This window comes from Pseudomonas sp. Irchel s3f19, assembly GCF_900187555.1.
Taxonomy (GTDB): Bacteria; Pseudomonadota; Gammaproteobacteria; order Pseudomonadales; family Pseudomonadaceae; genus Aquipseudomonas; species Aquipseudomonas capeferrum.
In genome coordinates this window covers 327,910-342,689 of the sequence record NZ_FYDW01000005.1, presented here as the reverse complement: position 1 = coordinate 342,689, position 14,780 = coordinate 327,910, and the positions used below count along the sequence as shown (strand labels likewise).

The 14,780-nt window shown below is 63.1% G+C and carries 13 protein-coding genes and 1 pseudogene; 8 read left to right on the top strand and 6 right to left on the bottom strand.

Annotation, left to right across the window (positions count from 1 at the left end; all coding sequences use genetic code 11):
* Positions 1-246: 246 nt before the first annotated feature.
* Entirely contained in the window at positions 247-2,061 is a 1,815-nt protein-coding gene (locus CKW22_RS15645) for an ABC transporter ATP-binding protein/permease (protein WP_095064382.1), read from the top strand.
* A gap of 34 nt (positions 2,062-2,095) precedes the next feature.
* Here the strand turns inward: CKW22_RS15645 and CKW22_RS15640 are convergent, their stop codons facing one another.
* Positions 2,096-2,800, bottom strand: coding sequence for an SOS response-associated peptidase family protein (locus CKW22_RS15640; RefSeq protein WP_033696666.1), 705 nt, complete (start codon positions 2,798-2,800; stop codon positions 2,096-2,098).
* 100 nt (positions 2,801-2,900) lie between these two features.
* Between CKW22_RS15640 and CKW22_RS15635 the strand changes: the two genes are divergently transcribed.
* Together CKW22_RS15635 and CKW22_RS15630 are read left to right on the top strand one after the other, a co-directional pair.
* Positions 2,901-3,329: a LexA family transcriptional regulator gene (locus CKW22_RS15635; protein ID WP_033696667.1), complete on the top strand. Its 429-nt coding sequence runs from the start codon at positions 2,901-2,903 to the stop codon at positions 3,327-3,329.
* Positions 3,330-3,588: 259 nt separating this feature from the next.
* Positions 3,589-4,887: a Y-family DNA polymerase gene (locus CKW22_RS15630; RefSeq protein WP_095064381.1), complete on the top strand. Its 1,299-nt coding sequence runs from the start codon at positions 3,589-3,591 to the stop codon at positions 4,885-4,887.
* Positions 4,888-4,948: 61 nt separating this feature from the next.
* Here the strand turns inward: CKW22_RS15630 and CKW22_RS28160 are convergent.
* Positions 4,949-5,149: pseudogene (locus tag CKW22_RS28160) on the bottom strand (ArsB/NhaD family transporter); the annotation flags it as partial.
* 206 nt (positions 5,150-5,355) lie between these two features.
* On the opposite strand from CKW22_RS28160, the gene CKW22_RS15620 reads away from it, so the two are divergent.
* From CKW22_RS15620 to CKW22_RS15605, 4 genes are all read left to right on the top strand, one after another.
* Entirely contained in the window at positions 5,356-7,596 is a 2,241-nt protein-coding gene (locus CKW22_RS15620) for a TonB-dependent siderophore receptor (RefSeq protein WP_033696670.1), read from the top strand.
* Between the two features lie 114 nt (positions 7,597-7,710).
* A complete protein-coding gene (locus tag CKW22_RS15615; RefSeq protein WP_033696671.1) occupies positions 7,711-7,998 on the top strand; it encodes a hypothetical protein in 288 nt (95 codons plus the stop codon).
* Positions 7,995-9,515, top strand: coding sequence for a PepSY domain-containing protein (locus CKW22_RS15610; RefSeq protein ID WP_095064379.1), 1,521 nt, complete (start codon positions 7,995-7,997; stop codon positions 9,513-9,515). Before CKW22_RS15615 ends, CKW22_RS15610 begins: the two co-directional genes overlap by 4 nt.
* Entirely contained in the window at positions 9,512-9,844 is a 333-nt protein-coding gene (locus CKW22_RS15605; RefSeq protein WP_047583942.1) for a DUF3325 domain-containing protein, read from the top strand. Before CKW22_RS15610 ends, CKW22_RS15605 begins: the two co-directional genes overlap by 4 nt.
* A 20-nt stretch (positions 9,845-9,864) precedes the next feature.
* Here CKW22_RS15605 and CKW22_RS15600 read toward each other — a convergent pair whose 3' ends face one another.
* A complete protein-coding gene (locus CKW22_RS15600) occupies positions 9,865-10,380 on the bottom strand; it encodes a DUF4880 domain-containing protein (protein WP_033696674.1) in 516 nt (171 codons plus the stop codon).
* 433 nt (positions 10,381-10,813) lie between these two features.
* Positions 10,814-11,125, bottom strand: coding sequence for a DUF6124 family protein (locus CKW22_RS15595; RefSeq protein WP_033696675.1), 312 nt, complete (start codon positions 11,123-11,125; stop codon positions 10,814-10,816).
* A gap of 88 nt (positions 11,126-11,213) precedes the next feature.
* Here CKW22_RS15595 and CKW22_RS15590 point away from each other — a divergent pair, with 88 nt between their 5' ends.
* A complete protein-coding gene (locus tag CKW22_RS15590; protein ID WP_095064378.1) occupies positions 11,214-11,921 on the top strand; it encodes a LexA family transcriptional regulator in 708 nt (235 codons plus the stop codon).
* Between the two features lie 93 nt (positions 11,922-12,014).
* Here CKW22_RS15590 and CKW22_RS15585 read toward each other — a convergent pair whose 3' ends face one another.
* Both CKW22_RS15585 and CKW22_RS15580 read right to left on the bottom strand, forming a co-directional pair.
* Positions 12,015-13,967, bottom strand: a complete 1,953-nt coding sequence (locus tag CKW22_RS15585; protein ID WP_033696677.1) for an acetyl/propionyl/methylcrotonyl-CoA carboxylase subunit alpha — start codon at positions 13,965-13,967, stop codon at positions 12,015-12,017.
* The gene (locus tag CKW22_RS15580; protein WP_033696678.1) at positions 13,964-14,779 is read right to left on the bottom strand and encodes a gamma-carboxygeranoyl-CoA hydratase; all 816 of its coding nucleotides are present in this window, start codon (positions 14,777-14,779) and stop codon (positions 13,964-13,966) included. Before CKW22_RS15580 ends, CKW22_RS15585 begins: the two co-directional genes overlap by 4 nt.
* Position 14,780: the final 1 nt, after the last annotated feature.

Sequence of the window (14,780 nt, the reverse complement as noted above, 5' to 3'; positions counted from 1 at the left end):
CCGAACTCAGTAGTGAAACGATGCATCGCCGATGGTAGTGTGGGGTCTCCCCATGTGAGAGTAGGTCATCGTCAAGATTCATTTCGCAAAACCCCTATCTGCGCAAGCAGGTAGGGGTTTTGTCTTTTCCGGCTTGCACTCTCTATCGCGCTGCCGGGCCCCCGACAATGAAATCTGCGTCATCTATGCCTGATTAATCGCGGGGTAGTGCTACCCTCGCGGAAATACTCAGCATGGATACCCATCATGGAAATGAACTGGCACCAGGCCCTGCAAGAGAGTCTGAGCTGGCTTGCAATTGCTTCGTTCATCACCTTGGTCTGCTTCACCGCAGCCGCCACACTGGCAGTACGCTATACCCGCTGGGGCAGCCAGTTCTGGCAGCTTGCCGGGGCATATTTCAGCTTCAGGCGCAGCTGGCGGCCTTTGTTGGTGTTTGCCTTGCTACTGGTGCTGACACTGTTCTCGGTGCGCCTGAACGTGCTGTTCTCATTCTGGTACAACGGGTTCTACAGTGCCCTGCAAGGCCTCGACCAGAATGCCTTCTGGTACCTGCTTGGGGTATTTACGGTGCTGGCGACCATTCACGTATTGCGCTCGCTGTTCACGTTCTACGTGACACAGGCTTTCAGCATTCAATGGCGAGTCTGGCTCACCGAGCGCTTGACCCGCGACTGGATGCATGGCGATGCCTATTACCGTAGTCAGTTCCTCGCTGAGCCGGTAGATAACCCTGACCAACGTATCGAGCTGGACGTAAACGCGTTCGTCACCAACTCGGTGTCGCTTGCGCTCGGCGCGGTCAGCGCGCTGGTCTCGCTGGTAGCCTTCACTGGCATCCTCTGGGGGTTGTCGGCGCCGCTTGAAGTGGCGGGGTACGAGGTACCACGGGCGATGGTCTTTGCCGTGTACCTGTATGTGATCGTCGCCACCTGGATCGCCTTTCGTCTCGGGCGCCCGCTGATTCGCCTGAACTTCCTCAACGAAAAACTCACCGCCAACTTCCGTTACGCCCTGATGCGTCTGCGCGAAAATGCCGAGAACATTGCCTTCTACCAGGGCGCGGATGTCGAGCGGGGTACGTTGTTGGGCCGCTTTGGCGCATTGATCGTCAACGCGTGGGCATTGGTCTTCCGAAACCTCAAGTTCAGCGGCTTCAACCTGGGCATCAGCCAGGTCGCCGTGGTGTTCCCGTTCATCCTCCAGGCGCCGCGCTTCTTCAGTGGCGCGATCAAGCTGGGTGACGTCATGCAGACCTCCCAGGCATTTGGCCAAGTGCAGGATTCGTTGTCTTTCTTCCGTGAGTCCTACGATGCGTTTGCCCAATACCGTGCCACCCTCGATCGTTTGACCGGCTTCCTGGATGCCAACGAGCAGGCCAGTTCACTGCCGCGCGTCAACACCGAGGAACAGGCGCACGCCCTGGATATCACCCGTTTGCAGGTGCTTCGCCCCGATGGCCATCACCTGATCGCCGACCTCGCCCTGAGCCTGCGTGCCGGTCAGGCGCTGTTGATCAAAGGGCCGTCGGGTAGCGGTAAAACCACCTTGTTGCGCGCCCTGGCGGGCCTCTGGCCATACGCCGAAGGTGAGGTGAAACGGCCTACGGGGCATCAGGCGTTGTTCCTGTCGCAGCGGCCCTACCTGCCGTTGGGTGACCTGCGCACCATCATCGCCTACCCCTCGGCCAGCGTGCCCGAGGACGAAGCGCACATGCAGCAGGCTTTGCGCCAAGTCAACCTGGCCCACCTTGCCGAGCGCCTAGATGTCAGTTGTGACTGGTCGCACATACTCTCGGTCGGTGAACAGCAACGCCTGGCGTTTGCCCGCGTGCTGTTCAACCAGCCCCAGGTGGTGTTTCTCGACGAGTCCACCTCGGCAATGGATGAAGGGCTGGAGCATGCGCTGTATGCGCTGTTGCGCAGCGAAATGCCAGACACCTTGCTGGTCAGTGTCGGCCACCGCAGTACCTTGGCGGCGTTCCACACCCACCGCCTGGAAGTGGATGGGCATGGGGGGTGGTCAGTACAGGAGCAGCACCCGGCGCAGGTTCCGGTTTAGCGACATTGCACACGCGGATAACGGCAAGACGACGTCAGGGCTGGTGCTCGGTATGCTGCATCACGATCAACTCGGCACCGTCGTTGCGCACATTCCCTACGTCCTTGCCCACCGCAAACCACTCGAACGCCTCCACCGGCAGGCATCGCTCCCGCGCCAGGCGTTCGGCTTGTGCGGCTGGCACATCAGCGTCAATCCACGCGCGCGCGTCCGCCGGCCCCAGCACCAGAGGCCGGCGGTCATGGATGTCGACCATTCCCTCATCACTGGCGGCGGTGATGATCACGAAGCCATCGCCCTCGTTGGGCGCCAGCCCCGTGTGCACTTCGGCCAACGCGGCCATGAACATCGGCGCGCGGCTTTTCAGGCGGATGTAATAGGGCTGCTTGCGCTTGGCATCGTGCGGGTCGGCCACCCATTCGTACCAACCATCCGCCATTACCAAGGCCCGCCCCTGAGGCCACAGGGCCTTGAAGAACTTGCCGGTGGTCACTGTCTCGACCCGCGCATTGATGGGGGCCGGGTGTTTGCGAGTGGCCCAGAAAGGTGCCCAGCCCCAGTGGCAAGGGTCGATGCGCAGGCCGTGCTCGGCATTGTGCAGGATCAGCACCCGGCTGCCGGGGGCAACGTTGTAGCGTCCGATTGGCAGGTTGTCGTAGCCGCTGATTACGTCCTGTTCGGCGTCCAGTTCACGCAGGTAATCGGCCAGGCCCTGATATTGAGCGAAGCGTCCGCACATGGCATGTACCCCCACTTGTCGAAATTTCCTACGCCGAAATTGACCTGATACTCAGCAGGTCGATACTGTATCTATATACAGTTAATTTCAAGGTCGTACCATGACATCCATCCTGGGCCCCATCACCTGCGGTAGCGGTGTTGTTCCACGTTATCTGTTCCGTATCCCGGCAGGCTTTCCGTCACCGGCGGCGGATCACATGGAGCAGCCCATCTCGCTGGACGAACTGTTCAACCTGCGCGCCCCGCACATGTATCTGGTCAGGATAGACGGCGACAGCATGCAGGGCGCCGGGATCTTCGACGGCGACCTGGTGCTGGTCGACCGCTCCCTCGAAGCGCGGCATGGCCAGATCGTGATCGCTGCGGTCAATGGCGAGCCGCTGTGCAAGCGGCTGCACCGCATTGGCGGGCAGGTGGCGTTGCGCTCGGAGAATCCGCGTTACCCGCCGAGGTACATCCTCGAAGGCGACGAGTTGACGATCTGGGGCGTGGTGACGTTCAGCGTCCGCAGCCATGACCTGAAATAGCGGCGCAGCCCGTTCAGCGCAGCAGGCCAAGCCCTGAAAAGGTAGCCCCGGCGCACACTGCGTGGGATCTTCGGCAAGGCCTTGGCGGGTGGCCATGTGCTGGGGTTTCTCGACGCTGCGCATCGCTGGCCTCGGCCTTGTGGTTACGTTCGAAACTGTAGGAGCCCTGGCCCAAGATGCAAATCGGATGAGCGGGTAGCAGCATCCGCGCAGCGGTGTGTTTAACTGTATATAAATACAGTATTCGTGTTGCCGCCCGATGAATCCTGCTCCCGTTTTCGCCCTGATCGATTGCAACAGCTTCTACGCCAGTTGCGAGCGTGTGTTCCGCCCCGATCTGTTGCGCACACCCATCGTCGTGTTGAGCAACAACGACGGCTGCATCATCGCCCGCAGCGCCGAGGCCAAGCAGTGGGTGAAGATGGGCCAGCCGTATTATCAGGTGAAGGAGCTGCTGCACCGCCATGGCGTCGTGGCTTTTTCATCCAACTACGCGCTGTACGGCGACATGAGCCAGCGCGTAATGACGGTAATCGAAGGCATGGTCCCGGCACTGGAGGTGTATTCCATCGACGAAGCCTTCGCGGACCTGGCCGGCGTGCCTGGCGACCTCGACTACCTTGGCCGTTGCATTCGCGAGCGGGTGCTCAAGCACACCGGCATTCCTGTGGGTGTTGGCATCGCCGGCACCAAGACCCTGGCCAAGCTGGCCAACCATGCGGCCAAGCGCTGGGCGGTGCACAGCGGCGGGGTGGTCGACCTGCGGGTTGCGTCGCATCGTGAGTGGGTGCTGAAAAAGTGCGACGTGTCCGAGGTCTGGGGCATCGGCAAGCGCCTCACCGCGCACCTGCAGGGCTTGGGCATCCGCACGGCCTGGGACCTGTCCCGCGCCGAGCCGGGCTTGTTGCGCAAGACCTTCAGCGTGGTGGTGGAAAAGACCGCGCGCGAACTGGCCGGCACGCCGTGCCTGCAACTGCAGGACATCGATCCGCCACGCCAGGAAATCTGTTGCAGCCGTATGTTCGGCCAGCGCCTGACCGAACTGGCGCCCATCAAGGAAGCAGTGGCCACCTACGTGATGCGCGCCTCGGAGAAGCTGCGTGGCCAGGGTTCACTGGCGAGCAAGATGCGTGTCAGCATCCGTACCGGCATGTTCAACCCGGACGAAGCCAAGTATGCCAATGGCGTGGTGGTGCAGTTGCCATACCCTACCGATGACGTGCGGCTGCTCACGCGCATGGCCCTGGAGGCGGTGGGCCGGGTGTATCGGCAGGGCTTTCGCTACAGCAAGGCAGAGGTGTTGCTGTTGCAGTTGTGCCGGCGCGGGGAGTTCACCGGCGACTTGTTTACGCCGTCGCAGACGCTGCAGACGGAGCGGGTGATGAGCGTGATCGACGGTGTGAATGCGCGCTGGGGCAGGGGCACGCTGCGCAGTGCGGCGGTGCCGGCGGCGGCGCAATGGGCGATGCGGCGTGAGTTGATGAGCGCAGGCTTTACCACGCAGGTGGATGGGTTGTGGCGGGTAAACCGCGCGCCCGCAGAGCGCCGGTGCACCTAAATACTCAAGCGCACCGCCAACGCCGCCAATGTCACCAGCAACACCGGACCGTCAGCAGTACCCCGACCTTGAAGTAATCCCCCCAGCCAATGCTGACCCCTTTGCGCGCCAGCACATGCAGCCCCAGGTTCGACACCACCAGCGGCAGGCTGGCGGTGTCGGCGATGAAACCTGCGCCCATCACGAAGGCCAGAGTCGCGGCAGGCGAGAAGCGCAGCGCCAGCAGCATCGACATGACGAGGTCTCGATGGGCCAAAGAGGCCGCCACAGAGTAGGGCAAGCTCGGGCGTTTCAGCAAAGTTCCGTTACAAACATGTAAGTTTCGTAAATAAGATTTAAACTCATTTGAGAATCACTATATTTACCACCCCTATTGACCTCCACATTGTGTTTGCGAGGGCGGTGGGCGAGGGCTCTCCGGCCTGGCAAGGATGTGCCTTTCGCTCATGAACCGCAGGAGATGTACCGATGCAATCCAGAACCTCACCCAACAGCCTGGCCCTGGCGTTCGTCGCGCTGGCCTCGCCGGCCATGGTCGCGACCGCAGCCCACGCCGAAGAGCAACGCACGGGTGAAGTGCTGGAAGTACCGGCTGCTGAAAATACCCTGGTCATCCAGGACACCCTCGTCACCGCCGAGCGCGAGGCGCGGCAGGCACTGGGTTCGTCGATCATCACCGAAGAAGACATCAAGCGTCACCCTCCGAGCAATGACCTGTCCGAGCTGATCCGTCGCGAGCCCGGGGTCAACCTGACCGGCAACAGCGCCAGCGGTGCGCGCGGCAACAACCGGCAGATCGACCTGCGCGGCATGGGGCCGGAAAACACCTTGATCCTCATCGACGGCAAGCCTTCCAGCGCCCGTAACGCCGTGCGCTACGGCTGGAACGGCGACCGTGACACCCGTGGCGAAACCAACTGGGTGCCGGCTGAAGCGGTCGAGCGCATCGAGATCCTGCGCGGGCCGGCGGCGGCGCGTTACGGCTCCGGCGCCATGGGTGGGGTGGTCAACATCATCACCAAGCGCCCGACCGATGAGCTCAAGGGCAGCGTCAGCCTGTACACGCAGATGCCCGAAGACAGCGCTGAGGGTGCCAGCCGCCGCGCCAACTTCAACCTGGGCGGCGGGCTCACCGAAAACCTTGGGTTCCGCCTGTACGGTGGCCTGGCCAAGACCGATGCCGACGACCTGGACATCAACGCCAGCCATGCCAACAGTGCGTTGTCGGCTGGCCGCGAAGGCGTGCGCAACAAGGACATCAACGGCCTGTTGAGCTGGAAGCTCAACGATGAGCACCGCCTCGAAGCCAGCGCCGGCTACAGCCGCCAAGGCAACCTCTACGCCGGCGACACCATGAACAGCAACGGTGGCAGCAATGTCGAGCTGATCTCCAGCCTGTATGGCCACGAGACCAACGTGATGCAACGCAACACCTACGACCTGACCCACCTGGGCGACTTCACCTGGGGCACCAGCAAGACCACCCTGGCCTATGAATACGTGCGCAACTGGCGCCTCAACGAAGGCCTGGCCGGTGGCCCGGAAGGCGCGATCAACGACAGCGGCGCGGCCATGTCGCGGCTGCGCAATACACGCCTGAGCAGTGAAGTGAACCTGCCGTTCGCGATGGGCAGCACCGAACATGTGCTGACCCTGGGGGGGGAGTACCTGTACGAGTCGCTGAACGATCAGGGCTCGTTCCGCCCGCAGAGTTTCGACCCGAGCGGCGGTGGCAACGACGCGATCAGCGGCTTCGATCGCAGCAACTCGAAGATGACCGCCAAGAGCTACGCGCTGTTCGTCGAAGACAACATCATTGTTGGCGACACCACCGTCACCCCGGGCCTGCGCTTCGACCACCACGAAACCTTCGGCGACAACTTCAGCCCTAGCCTGAACCTGTCGCACAAGCTGACCGAGGCGCTGTCGCTCAAGGGCGGTATCGCCCGGGCCTACAAGGTGCCGAACCTGTACCAGTCCAACCCCAATTACCTGCTCTACAGCCGGGGTAACGGTTGCAGCGTGCAGCAGACCAACTCCGGTGGCTGCTACCTGCAGGGCAACGCCGACCTCAAGCCCGAGATCAGCGTCAACAAGGAGATCGGCCTGCTGTACGACCGTGGCACCTGGCGTACCAGCGCGACCTACTTCCGCAACGACTACAAGAACAAGATCATCGGTGACACCGATGTGCTCTACACCATCAACAGCGGCCGTCGCGTGACCCAGTGGGAGAACGCCGGCGAGGCGCGCGTGGAAGGTATTGAGGGCAACTTCTTCATCGAGCTGACCCCGACCCTGGACTGGAACACCAACCTGACCTGGATGCTCGACAACGACAGCCGCGAGACTGGCGAGCCGCTGTCGGTGATCCCGGAGTACACGGTCAATACCACCCTCGACTGGCGCGCCACCGACAAGCTGTCGTTCCAGGTCGCGGGTACGTACTTCGGCAAGCAGAAATCGCCGACCTACAACTACCGCACCCAGGAAAGCTACGACCAGGATGCGCAGCAGGATGTGGAAGCCTACGGCTTAGTGGACGTGAGCACGGGCTACAAATTCAACGCCAACTATGACGTGCGGGTGGGGGTGAACAACGTGTTCGACAAACAGATCCTGCGCGGTGGCAATGCCAGCAGCTCGGGGGCCAATACCTATAACCAACCGGGTCGGGCGGTGTTTGCCTCGTTGAACATCACCTTCTGATCCCTGGGGCCGCTGTGCGGCCCTTTGCGATCGGTCCGGCGCCCCGGCAAGGCCGCTCCTGTACGCAGGCGCGGCCTTGCTTCGCGCCCCATCATGACCTTTGAGGGACACCCGATGATCCAAGCCCCCGCCTGGCTGCAGATCCTCTCCCGCAGCGCGGCCGCACTGTTTGGCGGCTACGCGCTCAGCTACGCCGCCAGTGCCTGTCTGGCCCGGTTGTTGCCGCTTTCAGCCGCCGATGCAGTCATTGTCGCGACCCTGCCAGCGTTCGTCTTCTACACCGGCGCAATCCTCTGGGCCTTTGCCAGCCGTGATGCCGTGCGCGCCTGGGCACCCTTGGCCCTCGCCGCACCGCTGGCATTGCTCGGCTTCTGGCCGCAGGCATTGGGGTGGCTGGCATGAAGAATACCTTCACACAATCGATGGCCTGGCTGCATACCTGGGCCGGGCTGATCTTCGGCTGGCTGTTGTTCGCCATCTTCGTCACCGGCACCCTGGCGGTGTTCGACAAGGAACTCGACCACTGGATGCAGCCAGAGGTCCCGGCTACCGAGGTTTCCCTGGCCGATGCCGCGCGACGGGCCGTTGCCTACCTGCAGGCCCATGAACCGCAGGCCGGCAACTGGGGCATCAGCCTGCCGACCGAACGCTCGCCGGGGTTGCGCGTATCCACCGGCGACCGTCGCCATGGCGGTGGCGTGCAGCTCGACCCGCGAACCGGCGAGGCCATCGAGGTGCGTGACAGCGTTGGCGGCAACTTCTTTTTCCGCTTCCATTTCACCCTCGACCTGCCGCGCAACTGGGGCATCTTCGTGGTTGGTGCGTTGGCGCTGGTGATGCTGGCCGCATTGGTCACCGGCATCGTGATCCACAAGAAAATCTTCAAAGAGTTCTTCACCTTCCGGCCCAACAAGGGCCAACGTTCGTGGCTGGACTTTCACAATGCCAGCGCTGTGCTGTTGCTACCGTTCCACCTGATGATCACCTATACCGGGCTGGTGATCTTCATGCTCATCTACATCCCGGCAGGGGTCGATGCGCTGTTCGAAGGCGACAGCCGCGCCTACTTCAATGCCCAGGGCAATGCCCGCCTGGAGCAGCCTCGGCAGCTGGCCAGGCAGCCGGGCCAACTGGTCGATGTAGCACCCTTGCTGGCCCAGGCCGAGGCTCGGCTGGGGCCGCTGGGCGGCCTCAACATCCGCAACCCAAACACGGCCGGTGCGCGCATCGAAATCCGCCCCGAGCTGGGTAACCGCATCGCCCTCGCCAAAGGCCAGGCCATGGTCTTCGATGGCGTCAGTGGCGAGCTGCTCAGCGATGTACCGCAATGGCGCGCGGCCCCCCTGACCCAGCGGGTGATGGTCGGCCTGCACTTCGCGCAGTTTGGCGGTTACCCGATGCGCTGGTTGTACTTCATCTGTGGGCTGGTCAGTTGCGTGATGATCGCCAGTGGGTTGGTGCTGTTCTGCGTCAAGCGTGGGCGCAAGTATGGCAACGGCACGGCCCAGGCTTCGGCGCGGCGCTGGTACCGGGTGGCCGAAGTGTGCAATGTCGGTTTCATCAGCGGCTTGCTGCTGGCCTGCGTGGCCCTGCTGTGGGCCAGCCGCGTACTGCCGGTCGAGCTGGCGCAACGGGAAAGCTGGGAAGTGCGTACGTTCTTCGGTGTGTGGGTGTTGGCGCTGTTGCATGCAGGCGTCAGGCCGGCCCGGCGGGCTTGGGTCGAGCAACTGCTGCTGGTGGCCGTGCTGTGCATCGGCTTGGGCGCACTGGGCGGCGTGGGGGATGCGATGCGCGTGGGGGTGGTACTCAGTGCCTTGGTGATGGGCGTTTTGCTGGGGCTGGTGGCGTGGCGGGTGGGCAAAGCGGTACCGGCGCCGATCCGGGCCAAAGCTGGGCGCAATGTGGAGGCTGGCGCATGATGATGTGGGTCACAGGTGGCGTGTTGTTCGCCTACGTCGGCATGCTCGGGCTGTGCCAAGGCCTGGAACGGCATTACAAGCAGGTATGGCAGCGGCCCTGCCCACGTGCGCTGCGTGTGGGGTTGCGCGGCGCGGGATGGCTCGCGTTGCTGGTCAGCCTGCTGTTGTGCGCTCAAGCCTGGGGGTGGGCCATGGGGCCGGTGGCCTGGCTGGGCGCGATGTCGTTGTCGGGGATGCTGCTGGTGATGCTGCTGCCGTACTGGCCACGGCTGGCCGTCGGCTTGGCGGCGGTTGTGCCTGTGTGGGGGATGGTGCAGCTGTTTGGGTGATGCCCGTTACTGAGCAGGGGTCAGGCCCAAAAGCCAAACAGCAGCAACGCTGCAACGCCTAGGCCCATTGCAATCGAACACCCCCCCAACGACAGCGCCGCGCGCCCTTGGCGGTACCAACCGTCCTGGCCAAGTTGCCGGGCGGGGGCCAGCAGGCTGCGCCAGCGCAACTCGGTGTCGTGAAACGCCTGCAAGTTCGCCGGGTCGGCATCCAGCCAGCGGCGAAAGTCGATGCGCTCGCACGCGGTCACGTGGGGGCTCTGCAGGCGCACGTACCATTGCCCGGCAACGCTCGCCAGCACATCTAGGCGCGAACGGCCTGCCTGCAGCGCCTGGTTCATATGGCGCTCGATGCTGCTCAACGGCAAATCAAGCCGGGCAGAGAGGGTGGCGAAATCCAGTTGGTCAAGACGGTTGAGCAGGAACACTTGCTGGACGCGTCGGGGCAGGCGTTTCAGGGCATGCAGCAGGGCGTCTTCGGCAGCGTGCTCGGCAGTGGCGGTGGGGTGTTCAAGGGGCAGCAGCAGACGTGTCATGGACAGCTCCTTGCTCAAAAGGGGAGGTGTGGGGGCATCTTCCTTGATGCCTCATCAGCGTAGGTGAAACGAGATTGATTCTCAAGTGCTGATTCGGCAAAGTTTTGTAATGAGCGTTCACGGTCTGACACACTTTTGCTATCATGCCGGCCACTCACGATCTTCATTAGCCTGAAGAGCAAAAAAAAGACCCGGCAAAAAGCCGGGTCAAAAACCGTGATTAGCCTGATGAGGAGATAATCTGAGAGCGACCTAAGCTCCAGGTTATCCAGCAGATCTCGCGATCAGCTGAGTGCAATAATAATCGTTATCATTTGCCAGTCAAATGATTTTTCGCTAATTCGGTAAAATAGTTTTACCGATGCACTTCCTTGTCCCGGCAATCGGGGCCTTTGCCGTTACCCGGCCATCACGTATCTCCCTTCCTTGTTACCTACAAACCCGTCTGCGCGGTGCGTTTGTGCTCCAGCAGTGCGCGCGCCATGTCCATCATGTGCATCAATGCGAAGGTCAACTCGCGCTGGGTGCCTTGCTGATGGACAGCGGTTTCCTGCGCCGTGGCGGCGGCGCAGCGGAGCAGGGCGATGGCGTGCTCCTGGGCTTGCTCACCGCTTACGCCTTCGTGGAGCGTCCAGATCTTGTTCTCGGTACTGGGGCGCGTCGGGTTGGGGTTGAGGTAGTAGTCGAGGGCGCGGCGGGCCGCTTCGCTGTCGAGATCTGTTTCGTCGTTTTGCGGTGGTTTCATCCTGATACCTGCGAATGCCAATAGGGAAAGGGTTCAGGTCGATACTAATACCTAAAGTATTTTCGCGCTTTCTGATAAATAATACTGAATGTTTATTGAGCGCCGGAAGGCAGTCCGTATCGTGCCAGCGATGAATATGGATAAATGGATTGCCCTCGTCCGTGACCGGATGGAGGAGCTAGGGCTTACTCAAGAGCAGCTTGCCGAGCGCGTTGGCGTGTCGCAAGGCAGCGTAGGGCATTGGGTGAACAAGCGGCGACAACCGAAGATCGAGTCGATGAACCGAACGTTCATCGAGCTTGGCATGCCTCATTACAATGTCAGCTTACGGCTGCGCATCGTGGGGCAGGTTGGCGAGGTGCGAGGCATCTATGATGTGGATGATGCCGACGACGACCTGGATCTCATGCAATACATCGTGTGTTTCCGCTACCCGGTACTGAGTTGGGATGAACTCGGTGCAGAGGCGCTGGCGGAGCCTGTTGCATACGAGCAGACGGACTACATGGCCCAGGGCAAGGCGTTCTGGCTGACCGTTGAAAACGATGCGATGAGTGCCGCCAGTGGCCGCAGTGTGCCGCAGGGCATGCGCATGCTGGTGGACCCAGGGGTGGAGGCTGAGCCGGGGCGCTTGGTCATCGCCCGCCAACCGGGCAAGCAGGCGATTTTCCGTGAGCTGGCCGAAGAGGGTGGCCAGCTGTACCTGAAGGCGCTGAACAGCAGCTACCCGGCACTGTTGTGCGAGGAGGGCTGCGTGTTTCTGGGCGTGGTCGTGCGGGTGCATGGGGCGTTTTGACTGCTGGTTTTTGTAGCGCCCATGTGATCGAGCGCCGCCCGCGCGGCACTCGATCGCATAGACACCCCAGGCCTCAAGCCGGCCCGCCTTGAATCATTCCACCAATTCGACCAGCACCGTCCCTTCGCTGACCATATCCCCTTCCTGACAGAACAGCGCCTTCACCGCCCCAGCATGCGGTGCGCGAATGCTGTGCTCCATCTTCATCGCCTCCAGTACCACCAGCGCGGTACCGGCCTCCACCACCTGCCCCGGCTCGACCAGCACCCGCACGATGCTGCCGTTCATGGGCGCGCCCAGGCCACCTTGGTGGCTATGGCTGGCCTCAGCCTCGGCAATCGGGTCGAAGGCTTCGATGGCGTGCATCTCGCCCTCCCAGCGCAGGTACAAGGTGCCACCGCGGCGTATCGCCAGGTGCTGACGGCGCACGCCTTCCTGGTCGTGCACCAGTTGCTCGCCATCGAGCTGCCAGGTAGAGGCCGCGCTGTGTTCCAGCGCCACTGCCTGGTCCTGCCCGGCACTGGCCAGATGCAGACAGCTACGCGCTGGCAGCCCCAGGCGCAGGCCGTTGCGCTCAGCCCACGGCGAACGGTTGTCGTCGTCCCGTTGCTGACCGGCCTGGCCCTGTAGCCAGGCTTCGGCGGCCGCCTCCCAGAAAGGTGCTGGCAGCGCTTGCGGGGCGGGCAGCAAAACATCCTGGTGACGCGGGATGAACCCGGTGTCGAGCTCGGCCTCGGCAAACGCCGGGTGGGCGAGAATGCGCCGCAGGAAGGCGATGTTGGTCTTCAACCCGCCGATGGCGAACTCGTCCAGCATCGCCAGCAAGCGCAGGCGAGCCTGTTCACGGTCCTCGCCCCAGGCAATCAGCTTGCCCAACATGGGGTCGTAGAACGGCGACACCTCGTCACCCTCGCTGACTCCGCTGTCCACCCGACGGCCTTCGCCCGGGGTCGACTCGCGGTACAGGGCCAGCTTGCCAGTGGCTGGCAGGAAGCCGTTGGCCGGGTCTTCGGCATACAGGCGCACCTCGATGGCATGGCCGATCAGCGGCACCTGTGCCTGCGTGATCGGCAATGCCTCGCCGCGCGCCACGCGGATTTGCCAGGCCACTAGATCAAGGCCGGTGATGGCTTCGGTAACCGGGTGTTCGACCTGCAGGCGGGTGTTCATCTCCATGAAGAAGAACTCGCCGCGGGCATCGAGCAGGAACTCCACCGTGCCCGCACCCACATAGCCGATGGCCTGAGCAGCGCGCACCGCGGCCTCGCCCATGGCCTGGCGCTGCGCGGGGGACAGGCCAGGGGCAGGGGCTTCTTCGACCACTTTCTGGTGGCGGCGCTGGATCGAGCAGTCACGTTCGTTGAGGTACAGGCAGTTGCCGTGCTGGTCGGCGAACACCTGGATTTCTACGTGGCGTGGCTTGAGTACGTACTTTTCCACCAGCATGCGAGCATCGCCAAACGACGATTGCGCCTCACGCTGCGCCGAGGCCAAGGCGTCGGCCAGTTGGCTTTCGTCCTCGACCACTTTCATGCCTTTGCCGCCACCACCGGCGCTGGCCTTGAGCAGCACCGGGTAGCCGATGCGTTCGGCGGCGGCACGGAAGGTGTCCAGGTCCTGGGCTTCACCGTGGTAGCCCGGCACCAGCGGCACGCCGGCCGCGTCCATCAGGGCCTTGGCCGCCGACTTGCTGCCCATCGCGTCGATGGCGCTGGCCGGTGGGCCGAGGAAGATCAGCCCGGCGTCTTCGATGGCGCGGGCAAAGCCTGCGTTTTCGGAAAGAAAGCCATAGCCCGGGTGGATGGCTTGGGCGCCGCTGGCCTTGGCCGCGGCAAGCAGTTTGTCCACCAGCAAGTAGCTTTCGGCGGCCTTGGTGCCGCCGAGGTCGACGCGGATATCGGCTTCGCGGCTGTGCCGTGCGTCACGGTCGGTGGCGCTGTGCACGGCAACGGTGGTCAGGCCCATGGCCTTGGCGGTGCGCATCACCCGGCAGGCAATCTCGCCGCGGTTGGCGACCAGCAGGGTGGTCAACGGGGTGCGGCTCATGGGCGCGGCTCCTTGTTATCGTCGGTTTGCCAGGCTGGGCGGCGCTTTTCGAGGAAGGCGCGCAGGCCCTCCTGACCTTCGGCGCTGACGCGGATGCGAGCGATGGTGTTTTCGCAGTAGCGGCGCAGGGCAGGGCTCAGCTCGCCGTCATCGACCTCGCGCAGCAGGTCTTTGCTGGCGCGCAGGGCTTGCGGGCTGTTGAGCAGCAGGTTGGCCACCCAGGCTTCGACCTGGGCATCCAGTTCATGGGCCGGGTACACCTCGGCCAGCAGCCCCAGTTCACGGGCGCGCACGCCGCTGAAGCGTTCGGCGGTCAGGGCATAGCGGCGCGTGGCGCGCTCGCCGATGGCCTTGACCACGAACGGGCTGATGACCGCCGGGGCCAGGCCGATGCGCACTTCCGAAAGGCACAGCTGGGCGTCTTCGGCGCCGATGGCCATGTCGCAGCAACTGATCAGGCCCAACGCGCCACCAAAGGCCGCGCCTTGCACCACGGCCAGGGTCGGCGCCTTGAACCGGTGCAGGGTGTACATCAGCTCGCCCAGCTCGTGGGCGTCATCGAGGTTGGTGTTGAAGTCCAGTTGTGCCGACTGTTGCATCCAGGCCAGGTCGGCGCCGGCGCTGAAGTGCCGGCCACGGCCACGCAGCAGCAGAAAACGCAGGCTGCTGTCTTCGGCTAGCTGGCCGAGGGCGACGATTAGCTCGCGGATCATCTGGGCGTTGAAAGCGTTGTTCTTGTCTTCGCGGCTGAGCCACAGGGTGGCGAAGCCGCGAGGGTCGTTGACCACTTCAAGGGTGCTGAAATCGCTCATG

What these genes read in the sequence shown, in the direction of transcription:
- CKW22_RS15605 (WP_047583942.1), top strand. Translation starts at nt 9,512, where the DNA reads ATGATGATGTGGGTCACAGGTGGCGTGTTGTTCGCCTACGTCGGCATG.
- CKW22_RS15640 (WP_033696666.1), bottom strand. Translation starts at nt 2,800, where the DNA reads ATGTGCGGACGCTTCGCTCAATATCAGGGCCTGGCCGATTACCTGCGT.
- CKW22_RS15615 (WP_033696671.1), top strand. Translation starts at nt 7,711, where the DNA reads ATGATCCAAGCCCCCGCCTGGCTGCAGATCCTCTCCCGCAGCGCGGCC.
- CKW22_RS15590 (WP_095064378.1), top strand. Translation starts at nt 11,214, where the DNA reads ATGTTTATTGAGCGCCGGAAGGCAGTCCGTATCGTGCCAGCGATGAAT.
- CKW22_RS15645 (WP_095064382.1), top strand. Translation starts at nt 247, where the DNA reads ATGGAAATGAACTGGCACCAGGCCCTGCAAGAGAGTCTGAGCTGGCTT.
- CKW22_RS15600 (WP_033696674.1), bottom strand. Translation starts at nt 10,380, where the DNA reads ATGACACGTCTGCTGCTGCCCCTTGAACACCCCACCGCCACTGCCGAG.
- CKW22_RS15595 (WP_033696675.1), bottom strand. Translation starts at nt 11,125, where the DNA reads ATGAAACCACCGCAAAACGACGAAACAGATCTCGACAGCGAAGCGGCC.
- CKW22_RS15635 (WP_033696667.1), top strand. Translation starts at nt 2,901, where the DNA reads ATGACATCCATCCTGGGCCCCATCACCTGCGGTAGCGGTGTTGTTCCA.
- CKW22_RS15620 (WP_033696670.1), top strand. Translation starts at nt 5,356, where the DNA reads ATGCAATCCAGAACCTCACCCAACAGCCTGGCCCTGGCGTTCGTCGCG.
- CKW22_RS15610 (WP_095064379.1), top strand. Translation starts at nt 7,995, where the DNA reads ATGAAGAATACCTTCACACAATCGATGGCCTGGCTGCATACCTGGGCC.
- CKW22_RS15580 (WP_033696678.1), bottom strand. Translation starts at nt 14,779, where the DNA reads ATGAGCGATTTCAGCACCCTTGAAGTGGTCAACGACCCTCGCGGCTTC.
- CKW22_RS15630 (WP_095064381.1), top strand. Translation starts at nt 3,589, where the DNA reads ATGAATCCTGCTCCCGTTTTCGCCCTGATCGATTGCAACAGCTTCTAC.
- CKW22_RS15585 (WP_033696677.1), bottom strand. Translation starts at nt 13,967, where the DNA reads ATGAGCCGCACCCCGTTGACCACCCTGCTGGTCGCCAACCGCGGCGAG.